Source organism: Luteimonas sp. YGD11-2, from assembly GCF_004118975.1.
GTDB lineage: Bacteria > Pseudomonadota > Gammaproteobacteria > Xanthomonadales > Xanthomonadaceae > Luteimonas > Luteimonas muca.
Genome location: NZ_CP035376.1, coordinates 1,809,868 through 1,824,354 on the forward strand (window position 1 = coordinate 1,809,868; position 14,487 = coordinate 1,824,354).

General features: G+C 69.4%; 14 protein-coding genes. 12 read left to right on the forward strand and 2 right to left on the reverse strand.

The window, feature by feature from the left end:
* Nucleotides 1–25: 25 nt before the first annotated feature.
* Complete coding sequence (locus ERL55_RS08195) at nucleotides 26–577, reverse strand: glutathione peroxidase (RefSeq protein WP_129135981.1); 552 nt, start codon at nucleotides 575–577, stop codon at nucleotides 26–28.
* Between the two features lie 123 nt (nucleotides 578–700).
* On the opposite strand from ERL55_RS08195, the gene ERL55_RS08200 reads away from it, so the two are divergent.
* The 7 genes from ERL55_RS08200 to ERL55_RS08230 all read left to right on the forward strand — a co-directional run bounded on the left by ERL55_RS08200 (nucleotide 701) and on the right by ERL55_RS08230 (nucleotide 5,670).
* A complete protein-coding gene (locus tag ERL55_RS08200) occupies nucleotides 701–1,036 on the forward strand; it encodes a hypothetical protein (protein WP_129135982.1) in 336 nt (111 codons plus the stop codon).
* A 3-nt stretch (nucleotides 1,037–1,039) separates the two neighbouring features.
* The gene (locus tag ERL55_RS08205; protein ID WP_129135983.1) at nucleotides 1,040–1,411 is read left to right on the forward strand and encodes a GntR family transcriptional regulator; all 372 of its coding nucleotides are present in this window, start codon (nucleotides 1,040–1,042) and stop codon (nucleotides 1,409–1,411) included.
* Nucleotides 1,408–2,307 carry an ABC transporter ATP-binding protein gene (locus ERL55_RS08210; RefSeq protein ID WP_129135984.1) on the forward strand — a complete coding sequence of 300 codons (900 nt, stop codon included), beginning with the start codon at nucleotides 1,408–1,410 and terminating at the stop codon, nucleotides 2,305–2,307. Before ERL55_RS08205 ends, ERL55_RS08210 begins: the two co-directional genes overlap by 4 nt.
* Nucleotides 2,304–3,338, forward strand: coding sequence for an ABC-2 transporter permease (locus ERL55_RS08215; protein WP_241685732.1), 1,035 nt, complete (start codon nucleotides 2,304–2,306; stop codon nucleotides 3,336–3,338). The genes ERL55_RS08210 and ERL55_RS08215 overlap by 4 nt, the downstream gene beginning before the upstream one ends.
* A 43-nt stretch (nucleotides 3,339–3,381) precedes the next feature.
* Nucleotides 3,382–4,203, forward strand: a complete 822-nt coding sequence (locus ERL55_RS08220; RefSeq protein ID WP_129135985.1) for a DUF2807 domain-containing protein — start codon at nucleotides 3,382–3,384, stop codon at nucleotides 4,201–4,203.
* 25 nt (nucleotides 4,204–4,228) lie between these two features.
* A complete protein-coding gene (locus ERL55_RS08225; protein ID WP_129135986.1) occupies nucleotides 4,229–4,900 on the forward strand; it encodes a hypothetical protein in 672 nt (223 codons plus the stop codon).
* Nucleotides 4,901–4,989: 89 nt separating this feature from the next.
* On the forward strand, nucleotides 4,990–5,670 hold the full coding sequence (locus tag ERL55_RS08230; protein WP_129135987.1) for a hypothetical protein: 681 nt from the start codon (nucleotides 4,990–4,992) through the stop codon (nucleotides 5,668–5,670).
* A gap of 45 nt (nucleotides 5,671–5,715) precedes the next feature.
* Here ERL55_RS08230 and ERL55_RS08235 read toward each other — a convergent pair whose 3' ends face one another.
* Nucleotides 5,716–7,119: a class II fumarate hydratase gene (locus tag ERL55_RS08235; RefSeq protein WP_129135988.1), complete on the reverse strand. Its 1,404-nt coding sequence runs from the start codon at nucleotides 7,117–7,119 to the stop codon at nucleotides 5,716–5,718.
* 210 nt (nucleotides 7,120–7,329) lie between these two features.
* Between ERL55_RS08235 and purB the strand changes: the two genes are divergently transcribed.
* From purB to ERL55_RS08260, 5 genes are all read left to right on the forward strand, one after another.
* Nucleotides 7,330–8,694: an adenylosuccinate lyase gene (gene purB, locus ERL55_RS08240; protein ID WP_129135989.1), complete on the forward strand. Its 1,365-nt coding sequence runs from the start codon at nucleotides 7,330–7,332 to the stop codon at nucleotides 8,692–8,694.
* Between the two features lie 70 nt (nucleotides 8,695–8,764).
* Complete coding sequence (locus ERL55_RS08245) at nucleotides 8,765–9,178, forward strand: VOC family protein (RefSeq protein ID WP_129135990.1); 414 nt, start codon at nucleotides 8,765–8,767, stop codon at nucleotides 9,176–9,178.
* Nucleotides 9,179–9,245: 67 nt separating this feature from the next.
* On the forward strand, nucleotides 9,246–10,496 hold the full coding sequence (locus ERL55_RS08250) for a cupin domain-containing protein (RefSeq protein ID WP_129135991.1): 1,251 nt from the start codon (nucleotides 9,246–9,248) through the stop codon (nucleotides 10,494–10,496).
* On the forward strand, nucleotides 10,493–11,413 hold the full coding sequence (locus ERL55_RS08255; RefSeq protein ID WP_129135992.1) for a GNAT family N-acetyltransferase: 921 nt from the start codon (nucleotides 10,493–10,495) through the stop codon (nucleotides 11,411–11,413). Before ERL55_RS08250 ends, ERL55_RS08255 begins: the two co-directional genes overlap by 4 nt.
* 181 nt (nucleotides 11,414–11,594) lie before the next feature.
* A complete protein-coding gene (locus ERL55_RS08260) occupies nucleotides 11,595–14,465 on the forward strand; it encodes a 2-oxoglutarate dehydrogenase E1 component (protein WP_129135993.1) in 2,871 nt (956 codons plus the stop codon).
* The last annotated feature ends 22 nt before the right edge of the window (nucleotides 14,466–14,487 follow it).

Sequence of the window (14,487 nt, forward strand, 5' to 3'; positions counted from 1 at the left end):
GCGGTTACCGCAGCACGACCCTGCTTCAGGGCGAGCCCAGCGCGCGCTCGATCGCGCTGACGATCGCGGGATCATCCGGCGGCGTGCGGCTGCCCCAGCTGTCCACCAGCCTGCCGTCGCGACCGATCAGGTACTTGTGGAAGTTCCACTTCGGTACGTCGCCGTCGCTTGCGGCCGCGAGATCGCGATACAGCCCGGTGGCCTGCGGGCCGACCACGTGCACGCGCTCGAACATCGGGAAACGGACGCCGTAGGTCAGGGTGCAGAACTCGCGGATCTCGGCCTCGTCCTCGAATTCCTGCTCGCGGAAGTCACCCGAGGGGAATCCGAGCACCGCGAAGCCGCGCGTGGCGTATTTCGAATGCAGCGCTTCCAGCGCCTCGAACTGCGGCGCCAGCCCGCATTTGCTGGCGGTGTTGACCACCAGCAGTACCCGGCCGCCATAGGACTCGCGCAGATCCACCGGCTCACGCCCCGCCAGCGGCCGGTACGTGTGGTCCAGCAGCGTGTCCGCGGCCTGCACCGGCGTCAGGAACAGCATCAGGAAAATCCCGCAAATCGCTGATTTGAATCTCATCACACTGACTCCTTGGGGATCGGACCGACCCTGCCATCAGTTGGGGATACCAGCTGCTTGACCTCAACTGTTCTGGTGTTATAGTTGCATACAACACCGATCAACCAGGGCAGGAGGTTCGACATGAACCGCAAGCTCCACAACACGATACTGGCTTTCTCGTTCGCCGGCCTTGCCGGTGTCCTGATGCTGCTGGCCGCCAGCCCGTTGCCGCAGGCACCAGGTTCCACGATCGCGCACCTGTCCGGTAGCCACGATGATCCCAGCGTGCACGGCACCGCGATCGGCACCTCCGCGGTGGTCCCCACGGCCGATGCGCTCTCCGCTCCGGGCAGCACCCGGGCCTCGGTCGAACCGGACGAAGCCCAATCCGCGCCGCGGCGCGCGCGCCGCCGCCACCAGGCGCTGGCAATGCCGTATTTCTCGTTCGCGCAGGGACTGCGCCCGGTAGGGAGCTGACCCATGGCCGACATCCAGTGGAGCGATGGCGCTCCCATCTACCGCCAACTCAAGGAACGGGTGATCGCGATGATGCTCGACGGCGTACTCAAACCCGGCGACGCCCTGCCCTCGGTGAGGCAGGTCGCCGCCGATTACCAGCTCAACCCGATCACCGTCTCGCGCGCCTACCAGGAACTCGCGGACGAGGCGCTGGTGGAAAAGCGCCGCGGGCTGGGCATGTTCGTCACCGAAGAAGCGTCCAGAAAACTGTTGTCCAACGAGCGCGAGCGCTTCCTCAACGAGGAATGGCCGCTGGTACTGGAACGCATCCAGCGCCTGGGCCTGGACCTGGATGAACTCACGCGACCGCTGCGCACTGGAGGTGCCGAGTGAACACGCCGTCCAACGTCACGCGACCCGACGTCACCCTGCCCCATGTCATCCAGGCGCGCGGCCTGCGCAAGGCCTATCGCCACTCCGTGGCGCTGGCCGATGCCAGCTTCGCCATCGAGCCCGGGCGCATCGTCGGCCTGATCGGCCCCAACGGCGCCGGCAAGACCACCGCGCTCAAGGCGATCCTCGGCCTGTTGCAGGTCGACGGTGACCTGCAGGTGCTGGGGCTCGACCCGCGCCGCGACCGCGACCGGCTGATGAACGATGTCTGCTTCATCGCCGATGTCGCGGTGCTGCCACGCTGGATGCGCGTGCGCGAGGCCATCGACTACGTGGAAGCCGTGCACCCGCGCTTCGACCGCAGCCGCTGCGAGCGCTTCCTGGCCAACACCAAGCTCACCCCGAAGATGCGGGTGCGCGAGATGTCCAAGGGCATGATCGTGCAGCTGCACCTGGCGCTGGTCATGGCGATCGACGCCCGCCTGCTGGTGCTCGACGAGCCCACCCTGGGCCTGGACATCCTCTACCGCAAGGAGTTCTACCAGCGCCTGCTGGAGGACTATTTCGACGAGCAGAAGACGATCCTGGTCACCACCCACCAGGTGGAGGAGATCGAGCACATCCTCACCGACGTGATGTTCATCCGTGACGGCCGGATCGTGCTGCAGTCGACGATGGACGAGGTCGGCGAGCGCTTCACCGAGGTGCTGGTGAATGCCGACCGCCTCGACGCCGCCCGTGCGCTGGGCCCGGTGAACGAGCGCAGCCTGCCGTTCGGCAAGACCGTGATGCTGTTCGACGGCGTGCCCGCCGCGCGCCTGGCCGAGTACGGCGAAACCCGCAATCCCGGCCTCGCCGACCTGTTCGTGGCCCAGATGAAAGGAACCTACGCATGAACGCCCACGTCGAAACCCCGGCCATGGGGCGCGCCACGAGGCCGCGCGCGCATCCGTTTCCGATGCTGCTCCGGCGCGAATACTGGGAACACCGCGGCGGCTTCCTGTGGGCGCCGCTGATCGCCGGCGGCATCTCGCTGTTGCTGACGATGATCTTCGCGGTGGTCGCCTCGGTGATGGCGCGCCGGGCAATGGCCGATGGCGAGCTGCAGATCGACGGCGTCACCATCAACGGCCTCGACCTCGGCATGATCACCAGCCGGATGAGCCCGGTCGAGTTGCAGCAGCTCGGCGAGGCCTTCGATGCCAGCCTGCTGATGGCCTCCAGCTGGCCGTTCATCGTCATGGCCTTCGTGGTGTTCTTCTACTGCCTGGGCGCGCTGTACGACGACCGCAAGGACCGCAGCGTGCTGTTCTGGAAGTCGCTGCCGGTGTCGGACCGCGACACCGTGCTGTCGAAGGTCGCGAGTGCCGCGCTGGTGGCGCCGCTGCTGGCAACCGCGGCTGCACTGGTGACGATGCTGCTGTTCGCGATCATCGTCAGCGTGCTGGTGGCCGCGCACGGCGGCAACGCCTTCCAGCTGGTGTGGGCCTCGGGCGGGCCGTTCCGGATGGCGGCGTTCGTGCTCGCGGCGATTCCGGTGTACGCGGTCTGGGCGCTGCCGACCATCGGCTGGCTGCTGCTGTGCTCGGCCTGGGCGAAGGGCAAGCCGTTCCTGTGGGCGATCGTGATCCCGGTGCTGCTGGGGGTGTTCGTCTGGTGGTTCGAGGTGATGGGCTACTTCGGGCTGCAGGCGGAGTGGTTCTGGCAGAACGTGGTGGCACGCATGCTCCTGAGCGTGGTGCCGGCCGGCTGGATGGACGCGGTCAACCTGCATGCCATCGATGCCCCCGGCGACCTGCGCGACGTGCTCAACCTGCGCGCCATGTACTCCACCTTCCTGTCGCCGAAGATGTGGATCGGCGCCGCGGCGGGCGCGTTGATGATCGCCATCGCGGTGCGCCTGCGCCGCTGGCGCGAAGAGATCTGAGTCCGCACCGCGTGCGGGAACCATTCCTCAACAAGGACGCCTGATGAAAGCCACCGCCACCCTGCTGCTCTGCCTGCTCCCCGTCGCCGGATTCGCCCAGGAACGCTGCGCGCACAGCCAGCCGCAGGAGCTCGTCCTGGAAACCGCCGGCGCCAGGCGCGTGATGTTCGACATCGGCCCGCACACGCTGCGCCTGCAGGGCGCAGGTGGCAACGACCACCGGATCGCCGGCCGCGCCTGCGCCTCCAGTGCGGGCGACCTGGAACGCCTGTCGGTCACCCAGGCGCTGCGTGGCGACACCCTGCACGTGACCCTGCAGCGTGAGGACCGGCGCGGGCTGTCGTTCGGCGACCGCTATGCCTACCTGACGCTGGAAGGCACGGTGCCCGACGACGTCCTCGTGCAGCTGCGCGTGGGCTCGGGCGATGCCTGGCTGACCGGCGCCGCCGCGGCGAGCGCCGACGTCGGCTCGGGTGATGTCGACGTGCGCCAGGTCGGCGGCCTGCTGACCGCCAAGGTCGGCTCCGGCGACGCCGCGCTGGGCGACCTGGGCGCGCTGAAGGTCCTCTCGCTGGGCTCGGGCGACATCGAGGTCCAGCAGGTGCGTGGCGACGTCGAAATCGGGAGCATCGGCTCCGGCGATTTCGAACTGCGCGGTGCCGGCGGCAACGTCGACATCGGTTCGATCGGCTCCGGCGACGCGTCGCTGGCGGATGTCACCGGCGACGTCGTGCTGGGTTCCATCGGATCCGGCGACTTCGACGTGCGCAACGTGCAGGGCGGACTCACCGTCCGCTCCAGGGGCAGCGGCGACGTCGACCACCGCGATGTCGCCGGCACCGTCGACCTTCCCCGCAAGCGCTGACCCTCCTTCCGCAGCGGAGCCTCCCATGCACACTTCACGAAACCGCATCCTTCCGCCGATGCTGTCGGCCTGCCTGCTCGTGGCGATGCTTGCGCCCGCACCACCCGGCCAGGCGGCGGATGGCGGCGTCAACCAGGAGATCAGCAGCGAACTCGCCCAGGCCCGGCGCGAGGTGCAGGCCGATCTCGCCAAAGCACGCCTCGAGCTTACGACCGGCAACATCGACGTCGCCCGTAGCCTGCGCCCCGGCCAGGCGTCCGAGGAGGCCGCCTCCGCGCTGCCGACGGCGGAGATAACCCCGGACGGCGACTTCCTGGTCGACGGCGAGGCCGTGGCCGTCAATGCGGCGCAGCGCCGGCAATTGCTGGACTACCGCGGGCGGGTGATCGCGATCGGCCTTGCCGGGATCGACATCGGCGAGCGCAGCGCGCAGCTTGCGATCGATGCGGTCGACCGTGGGGTGTTCAGCCTGATGGTCGCGGCCATGACAGGCAGCCTGGAACGACAGCTCGAGAAACAGATTGCCACCGCCGTCGAATCCGACGTACGCGCGATCTGCGCCCGCCTGCCGGCGCTGTACGCGTCGCAGCAACGCCTCGCCGACAGCCTGCCCGCGTTCCGGCCCTACGCCACCATGACCGTCGACGAGGCCAGCGACTGCGAGCGCCAGGTCCGCCGCGAATTCGCCAGGCGCTGACCATCTGCCGCCGTCCCTGGCCGGGCACGTGCACGGCCGATGGGATGGCTCCGCTTCGCCCACATTTCTTTCGGACTCCGGAGACCGCCATGACCCGCTCCCTTCCCGCCCTGCTGCTGCTCTGCCTGCTGCCGCTGTCCGCCTGCAGCAACCCGGCTCCGCCCGCCACCGGTGACACCGCGGAACCGGATGAAGGCCTGGTGGCGCGCACCACCCGCCAGGCCATCGGCAAGGCCCGCGAGGAACTCGCCACCGCCGACATCGGCGTGGGCGGCAAGGGCGACGGCCGTGGCTTCAGTTTCGGCGACGGTGCCCGCACGGACGGCCTGCCGCCGGCAAAGATCAGCCCCGCGGGCGACCTGCTGATCGATGGCGAACCCGTGCCGCTCGACGACCGCCAGAGGGCGCTGGTGCTGGCCCACCGCGCCAACGTGATCGCGGTGGCCGATGCCGGCATGGAGATCGGCGCGCAGGGCGCGGCCCTCGGGCTCGACGCGGCACGCGGTGCGCTGGGCGCGCTGTTCACCGGCGGTAGCAAGGAATTCGAGGCACAGATGGAAGCCGAAGGTGCGCGCATCGAACAGGCGGCGCTGGGCCTGTGCGGACATCTGCCGGCAATGCTCGAATCACAGCAGGCGCTCGCCGCCGCGGTGCCCGCCTTCGTGCCCTACGCGACGATGACCGGAGACGATGTCGAGAACTGCCATCGCAAGCTTGAAGAACGTGATGCAGCGGCGGAAGCCGCCACGGCGCCAACGTCAGCCGGCTGAGCTGCAAGCGGTCGCCGTGCCACACCCGCGCCCGGCAGCTGGGGCTCAGCCGCCTCCGCCGCCGGGTTTGCCGTGGATGCCACCGCGGGTCAGCGCTTCCGGGTCCAGCAGCGCGCGCAGGGTCTTCTCGTCCAGGCCGCTGTCCTCCAGCGCGATGTCCAGTACCGGCCGGCCTTCGGCGTAGGCGCGCTTGGCGATCGCCGCGCCCTTCTCGTAACCGATCACCGGGTTGAGCGCGGTGACCAGGATCGGGTTGCGGTCCAGCGCGGTGGCGATGATGTCGCGGCGCACGCTCAGGCCATCGATGACGCTGTCGGCCAGCAGACGCGACACGTTGGCCAGCAGCTGGATCGACTCCAGCAGGTTGGCCGCGATCAGCGGCAGCATCACGTTGAGCTGGAAGTTGCCGCTCTGCCCGGCCACGGTGATCGCGGTGTGGTGGCCCATCACCTGCGCGCAGACCATGCCGACCGCCTCCGGGATCACCGGATTGACCTTGCCCGGCATGATCGAACTGCCCGGCTGCAGCGCCGGCAACTCGACCTCGCCCAGGCCCGCGAGCGGCCCGGCATTCATCCAGCGCAGGTCGTTGGCGATCTTCATCAGCGCCACCGCCAGCGCGTTGAGCTGACCGGACATCTCCACTGCATCGTCCTGCGAGGCGATGCCTTCGAAGCGGTTCTCCGCGCTGGCGAACTTCACCCGCGTCTGCTTCGACAGCGCCGCGCACACGCGCGCACCGAAACGCGGATCGGCATTGATGCCGGTGCCGATCGCGGTGCCGCCGATCGGCAGCCGGCGCAGGCGTTTGAGCGCATCGGCGATGCGGGCCTGCGCCGATTCCAGCTGCGCCGACCATGCGCCGAACTCCTGCGCGAACGTCAGCGGCATCGCATCCATGAGGTGGGTCCGCCCGGTCTTCACCACCTTCTTCAGTCCGCGCGCGCGACGGTCGATGGTCCGGCGCAGGTGGAGGATCGCCGGCTGCAGGTCCTCTTCCGCCGCCAGTACCGCACCCACGCGCAGCGCGGTCGGGATCACGTCGTTGGAGCTCTGGCCGAGGTTCACGTGATCGTTGGGGTGTGCCTTGCGGCCGCGCGCCGAGGCCAGCGCGGCGATCACCTCGTTGGCATTCATGTTCGATGACGTCCCGGACCCGGTCTGGTAGATGTCGATCGGGAACTGCGCGTCGTGGTCGCCGTCGGCCACGGCAAGCGCCGCACGCCGGATCGATGCGGCAAGGCGCTCCGGCAACAGCCCGAGACCACCATTGGCATCGGCCGCGGCGGCCTTCACCAGCCCCAGTGCACGGATGAAACCGCGTGGCATCGGCCGCCCGGAGATCGGGAAGTTCTGCACCGCACGCTGGGTCTGCGCGCCCCACAGCGCATCGGCGGGCACCTGCAGTTCGCCCATGCTGTCGTGTTCGGTACGAAAGGACTCCGGCATGGCGCTCTCCTGTGCGGTGATGGCGGGCCACAGGCTCCGCCGGGTGTGTTCCCGAGGATACGACAGCGCCGGTGCAGGCCCGGGCTGCCGCCACACGCCACTGGCGCGTCATCGTGAGCGCCCCTGCAGGCCCGGCACGCGAACCACCGCGCCTGCAGCGCTGTTCGATCCCGCATAAAATGCGCGCCCGCCCGCTGTGCAGCATTCCCCATGTCCCACGCCCTGCTCGCCCTGTCGCCGCTGGATGGCCGCTATGCATCGAAAGTCGATGCGCTGCGCCCGGTGTTCTCCGAGTACGGGTTGATCCGCGCCCGCGTGCGGGTGGAGATCGAATGGCTGCTGGCACTTGCCGCGGAGCCGGGCATCGTCGAACTGGCACCGTTCGATGACGGCGCCACCGCCCGCCTGCGCGCGATCGCCGATGACTTCTCGGTCGAGCATGCGGCGCAGGTCAAGGCGATCGAACGCACCACCAACCACGACGTCAAGGCGGTCGAGTACTTCATTAAGGACCAGCTGCGCGATGCGCCGGGGCTGGCCGGCGCGCTCGAGTTCGTGCATTTCGCCTGCACCAGCGAGGACATCAACAACCTGTCCTATGGACTGATGCTGGAACAGGCGCGGCGCGAGGTGCTGCTGCCGACGCTGCAGGGCATCGCCGACGGCCTACGCACCATGGCGCACGCACAGGCCGGCCAGCCGATGCTGTCGCGCACGCACGGCCAGACCGCATCGCCGACCACGCTCGGCAAGGAGCTGGCCAACGTGGTCGCGCGCCTCGAACGACAGATCCACCAGATCGCCGCGGTCGAGTTCACCGGCAAGATCAACGGCGCGGTCGGCAACTACAACGCGCACGTGGCGAGCTACCCGGATGTGGACTGGCCGGCGTTTGCGCAGCGCTTCGTCGAGGGCCTGGGGCTGGTGTTCAACCCCTACACCACGCAGATCGAGCCGCACGACAACATCGCCGAGATCGGCGATGCCGCCCGCCGCGCCAACACCATCCTGATCGACCTCGCCCGCGACATCTGGGGCTACATCTCGCTGGGCTACTTCAAGCAACGGCTCAAGGAAGGCGAGGTCGGCTCCTCGACGATGCCGCACAAGGTCAACCCGATCGATTTCGAGAACGCCGAGGGGAATTTCGGCATCGCCAATGCGCTGTTCGAGCATTTCAGCGCCAAGCTGCCGATCAGCCGCTGGCAGCGCGACCTGACGGATTCGACCGTGCTGCGCGCGCTCGGCACCGCCTTCGGCCACACCCAGGTGGCGCTGGACGCGCTGTCGCGTGGCCTCGGCAAGCTGGAAGTGAACCCGCAGCGGCTCGACGCCGACCTCGACGCGTCGTGGGAGGTGCTGGCCGAGGCGGTGCAGACGGTCATGCGGCGCCACGGCCTGCCCAATCCGTACGAGCAGCTGAAGGCACTGACCCGCGGCCAGGGCATCACCGCGGACTCGATGCGTGCCTTCGTCGAGTCGCTGGAGCTGCCGGAGGATGCGAAGCAGCCGCTGCGCGAACTCACCCCGGGCGGCTACACCGGGCTTGCGGAGCAGCTCGCCCGCGCGATCTGAACGATCGGCCGGCGGAAAGGGCAAGGCCTCGTGCCGCGCGTCCGGCCAATGCTGCAGGGAGGAACTGCCGATGTCCGTCTCCATCCTCATCAACCTCGACGTTCCCGATCTCGCCGCAGCCGAGGCCCTGTACACGACGGCATTCGGCCTCCGCGCCGGGCGCCGCTTCGGCACAGACGGCGTCGAACTCCTGGGCGCCCAGGCACCGGTCTACCTGCTGGTGAAGGCGGCCGGCAGCACCGCCGCCGCGACGCGACCGCGCGACTATGCGCGCCACTGGATGCCCTGCCATCTGGACCTGGTGGTCGACGACCTGGACGTCGCGCTGACCCGGGCGCTCGGTGCCGGCTTTACGCAGGAAGGCGATGTGCGCGAAGCGGACTGGGGGCGGATCGTGCAGATCGCCGATCCGTTCGGGCATGGCTGGTGCCTGCTGCAGTTCCTGGGCGGTGGCTACGACGCGATCGCCACCGCGCCGGCCTGATCCGGACGCGCCCGCGGCATCGGTTTTCGCGTGAGGCGGATCCGGTTTTCGCGTAGGCTGCGGCCCCATGAGCCGCCCCCCATTCCCGATTGAAATCGACGCCAGCCGGACGCCCGAAGGCGGCCCGCTCGGCATGTCCGCCGAACGCTTCCTGCGCGACTACTGGCAGCAGCGGCCGCTGCTGGTCCGCAACGCGTTTCCCGGCTTCGTCTCGCCGATCGAACCCGACGACCTCGCCGGCCTCGCCTGCGAGGACGGCGTGCTGGCGCGCATCGTCGAGCACGACCGCGCCGCCGACCGCTACGGCCTGCGCACCGGCCCGTTCCCCGAAGACGCCTTTCCTGGCATGCCCGACCACGACTGGACCCTGCTGGTGCAGGACGTCGACAAGTGGGACGCCGACATCGCAGCGCTGCTCGACGCCTTCAGCTTCCTGCCGCGCTGGCGCATCGACGACATCATGGTGAGCTTCGCCGCCACCGGCGGCTCGGTCGGCGCGCATATCGACCAGTACGACGTGTTCCTGCTGCAGGCCCAGGGCCAGCGCCGCTGGCAGATCGACGCCCGCGCCAACCCGCCGACCGCCTTCCGCGACGATGCCGAGTTGAAGCTGCTGCGCCAGTTCGATCCCAGCCACGACTGGGTGCTCGACCCGGGCGACATGCTCTACCTGCCGCCGGGCATGCCGCACCACGGCGTCGCGGTGAACCCCTGCCTGACGTTCTCGGTGGGCACGCGCGCGCCGTCGTCGGCGGAACTGATCACCGACTGGCTCGACACCGTGGTGGCCGATGCCGACGACAGCATCCGCTACCGCGACGCCGGCATGGCGCCCCCGAAAGACCCGTGGGAGATCGACGCGCTGGCGATGGGTCGCGTGATCGAGGCCCTCAACGCGCTGCGGATGAACGACGCCGACCGCCTCGGCGACTGGTTCGGCCGCTTCATCACTCTCTACCGCGCCGGCGCGGAGGCCATGCCGGGGGGCGAAAGCCGCCCGCGCATCGAGGTGGAGTGGGACCTGCGCGCCGGCGGCGCCCTGCACCGCCACCCGTGGACGCGGATGGCCTGGCGGCGTGCACGCCGAGGCGCGCGCCTGTACGCATCGGGCCAGGAATTCGGCCTGCCGGTCGCGGACGCGCGCGCGCTTGCCGCGTCGGCGCGGGTGGACGATGCGCTGTACTCACGCCTGTCCGACACCGGCCGCGACGCCGTGATCGCCCTGCTCGAGGCCGGCCATTACCACCTGCTGCCGCCCGACGACGGCGAGTGGGACGGTGCGGAGGACGGCGACGGCGTGGAGATCGACGGGCGATGAGCGGCCAGCCGCCGCCCGGGCCGTTCCAGGTCGCCACGGCCGACTGGACACGCGACCACGCCGCACTGTTGCAGGTGCGCGGCGTGGTGTTCATCGAGGAACAGGGCGTTCCGGAAGCGCTGGAGCGCGACGACGACGACCCGCGCAGCACCCATGTCATCGCCCGCGATGCCGGCGGCCGCCCGATCGGCACCGCGCGGCTGACCCCGCAGCGGCGGATCGGCCGCATGGCCGTGCTGCGCGAGTGGCGCGGCAAGGGGGTCGGCGACGCGCTGCTCGAGGCGCTGCTGCGCGAGGCGCGTACGCAAGGGCTGTCCGAGGTGGCGCTGCATGCTCAGGTCGAGGCCATCGGCTTCTACACCCGGCACGGCTTCGTCCCCGAGGGCGAGCGCTTCGACGAGGCCGGCATCCAGCACCAGACCATGCGCCGTGCGCTGGCGCGGCCGCAGGCGATCGAGGACCGCGATGCCGCGGCGGCCATCGTCTGCGCGCTGGTGCATGGCGCACGCCGGCGGCTATGGGTGTACAGCCGCGAGCTCGATCCGGGCCTGTTCGACGACCCCGAGGTCCTGGCGGCGCTGCGCCGTTTCGGCACCCGCGGCGGCGGCGTGGAGGCGCGCTTCCTGCTGCAGGACCCCGCCGCCGCGCAACGGGCACATGCGCCGCTGCTGCCGCTCGCCCAGCGCCTGTCGAGCGTGTTCACGTTCCGCGTGGTCGAGGAACCGGTGGACCGCGGTTACGCCCCGGCCTACATCGCCACCGACGCCGGCGGCTATTACTTCCGCATCCTCGGCAACCGGTTCGACGGCGAGGCTGAACTCGACGCCCCGGGCCGGGCGCGCCAGCTGCGCGACACCTTCTTGCCAGTGTGGGAACGCGCGCGCCCGGCCAGCGAATTCCGCGTGCTCGGGATCTGACCCGGCAGCCGGCGACAACATGAACGGGGGCGTCGCGGCGCCCGCGGGCGCTCGCAACGGGTCGCCCCCACCGGTGGGCTGGGGCTATAATCGCGTTCTTTGCCGCATCCCGACCCGGGCGGCCGCTGTAACCACGTCCGGGCCGTCCCCCGCCCCTTCTTTCCGAGCCCAAACCCCCGACGTGGACAGTCTTCTCAAGCAGTTCGCCCAGTCTTCCCAGCTCGGCGCCAACGCCGCCTATATCGAGGATCTGTACGAGCAGTACCTCGTGGATCCCGACAGCGTCGGCACCAAGTGGAAATCCTGGTTCGACGGCTTCAAGGGGCGTGAGGCCGGCGACGTTCCGCACTCGGTGGTCATGGACGCGGTCGCCCGCGCCGGCCGCGAGGCGAAGGGCGGCGTCATCACCACCGCAGGCGGCAATGGCGGCGACCTCGAAGCCCAGCGCAAGCAGGGCTCGGTACTCAAGCTGATCACCGCCTACCGTTCGCGCGGCCACCTGCAGGCGGATACCGATCCGTTGGGCATGGCCGAGAAGATCGACGCCCCCGACCTCGACCTGCCCTTCCACGGGCTGTCGGATGCCGACCTCGACACCGAGTTCGCGACCGGCCCCGGCGGCGGCACCAGCACCTTCGGCGGTGCGCCGCGCATGCGCCTGCGCGAGCTGCTGGCGCTGCTCAAGGCCACCTATGCCGGGCCGATCGGCGCCGAATTCATGCACATTCCGCAGGCCGACCAGCGCCGCTGGATGTACGAGCGCATGGAAAAGGCCGGCGGCCGCTTCAGCCACACCCCCGACGAGCAGCGCAGGATCCTCGAGCGCCTCACCGCGGCCGAGGGTCTGGAGCGCTACCTGCACACCAAGTACGTCGGCCAGAAACGCTTCTCGCTGGAAGGTGGCGATTCGCTGATCCCGCTGCTCGACACCGTGATCCGCAGCGCCGGCAACGACGGCGTCAAGGACATCGTGATCGGCATGGCCCACCGTGGTCGCCTCAACGTGCTGGTCAATACCCTGGGCAAGAGCCCGCGCCGCCTGTTCGACGAGTTCGAAGGCAAGTTCGAGCACAACGCGCTCGCGCTGGCCGGCGACGTCAAGTACCACATGGGCTTTTCCGCCGACGTCGCCACCGAAGGCGGGCCGGTGCACCTGGCGCTGGCGTTCAACCCGTCGCACCTCGAGATCGTCGACCCGGTGGTCGCCGGCTCGGTGCGTTCGCGCCAGGAGCGCCGTGGCGATACCGACCGCCGCAAGGTGATGCCGATCCTGATCCACGGCGACGCCGCGTTCGCCGGCCAGGGCGTGGTGATGGAGCTGTTCCAGATGTCGCAGGCGCGTGGCTTCGCCGTCGGCGGCACCGTGCACGTGGTGGTCAACAACCAGGTCGGATTCACCACCAGCAACCGCGAGGACGCGCGTTCCACGCTGTACTGCACGGACGTGGCGAAGATGATCGCGGCGCCGGTGCTGCACGTGAATGCCGACGACCCGGAAGCCGTCGCCTTCGCCGCGCGCCTGGCCTATGACTTCCGCCAGGAATTCCGCAAGGACGTCGTCATCGACCTGGTGTGCTACCGCCGCCACGGCCACAACGAGGCCGACGAGCCGGCGATCACCCAGCCGGTGATGTACCAGATCATCCGCAAGCACAAGACCACCCGCGAACTCTATGCGCAACAGCTGGAAGCCGCGGGCGTGCTGTCGGCCAAGGCGGGCCAGGCCCTGGCCGATGCCTACCGCGACAAGCTCGACAATGGCGAGGTCACCACCGAGCTCGCCAAGGTGGAGAAGACGCCGCCGGAAAGCCGCCTGTTCGTCGACTGGGGCACGCTGGTGTCCGGCAGGCTCACCGACGACACCAGCACCGCGGTCGGGCTGTCGAAGCTGACGTCGCTGGCGCAGGCCATCACCCGCATCCCGGACGACGTGCAGCTCCACGCACGCGTGTCCAAGGTCTATGACGACCGCCGGAAGATGGCCGCAGGTGAAGCGGCCGCCGACTGGGGCTTCGCCGAGAATCTCGCCTACGCCACCCTGCTCGACGAGGGTTTCGGCCTGCGCCTGGTCGGCCAGGACGTCGGCCGCGGCACGTTCTCGCACCGCCACGCGATCCTGCACGACCAGAAGACCGACACCTACCACCTGCCGCTGCGCCAGCTGGTGGATTCGCCGGAGCGTGCCACCGTCATCGACTCGCTGCTCAGCGAGGAAGCGGTGATGGCCTACGAGTACGGCTTTTCCACCACCGACCCGAACACCCTGTGCATCTGGGAAGGCCAGTTCGGCGATTTCGCCAACGGCGCGCAGGTGGTGATCGATCAGTTCATCGCCTCGGGCGAGGCCAAGTGGGGCCGCATCAGCGGGCTCACCCTGCTGCTGCCGCACGGCTACGAAGGCCAGGGCCCCGAGCACAGCTCGGCGCGCCTGGAGCGCTTCCTGCAGCTGTGCGCGCTCGACAACATGCTCGTGTGCGTGCCGTCGACCCCGGCGCAGGCCTTCCACATGCTGCGCCGGCAGATGCACATGACCACCCGCAAGCCGCTGGTGGTGATGAGCCCGAAGTCGCTGCTGCGCCACAAGCTCGCGGTGTCGAGCCTGGAGGAACTCGCCAACGGCGAATTCCGGCACCTGATCGGCGACGCCTCGGCCGACCCGAAGAAGGTCAAGCGCGTGGTCCTGTGTTCCGGCAAGGTCTACTACGACCTGCTCGAGGACAAGGACAAGCGCGGCCAGGACGACGTCGCGCTCGTGCGCGTCGAACAGCTCTACCCGTTCCCGCGCGAAGCGCTCACCGCTGAACTCGGCCGTTACGGCAAGGCCACCGACGTGGTCTGGTGCCAGGAAGAGCCGCAGAACCAGGGCGCGTGGTACCAGATCCGCCACCACCTGCAGGCCTGCGTGCCCGTCGGCCTCGAGCTGCACTACGCGGGCCGCCAGCGCTCGCCCTCGCCCGCCGTCGGCCATTTCGCCGACCACGTCGTCGAGCAGCAGCAGCTGGTCGCCGATGCACTCACCTCCCCCGCCGGCAGCGTCTTCGCAGCCGACTGACCCCACACCGCCTACGACCCAG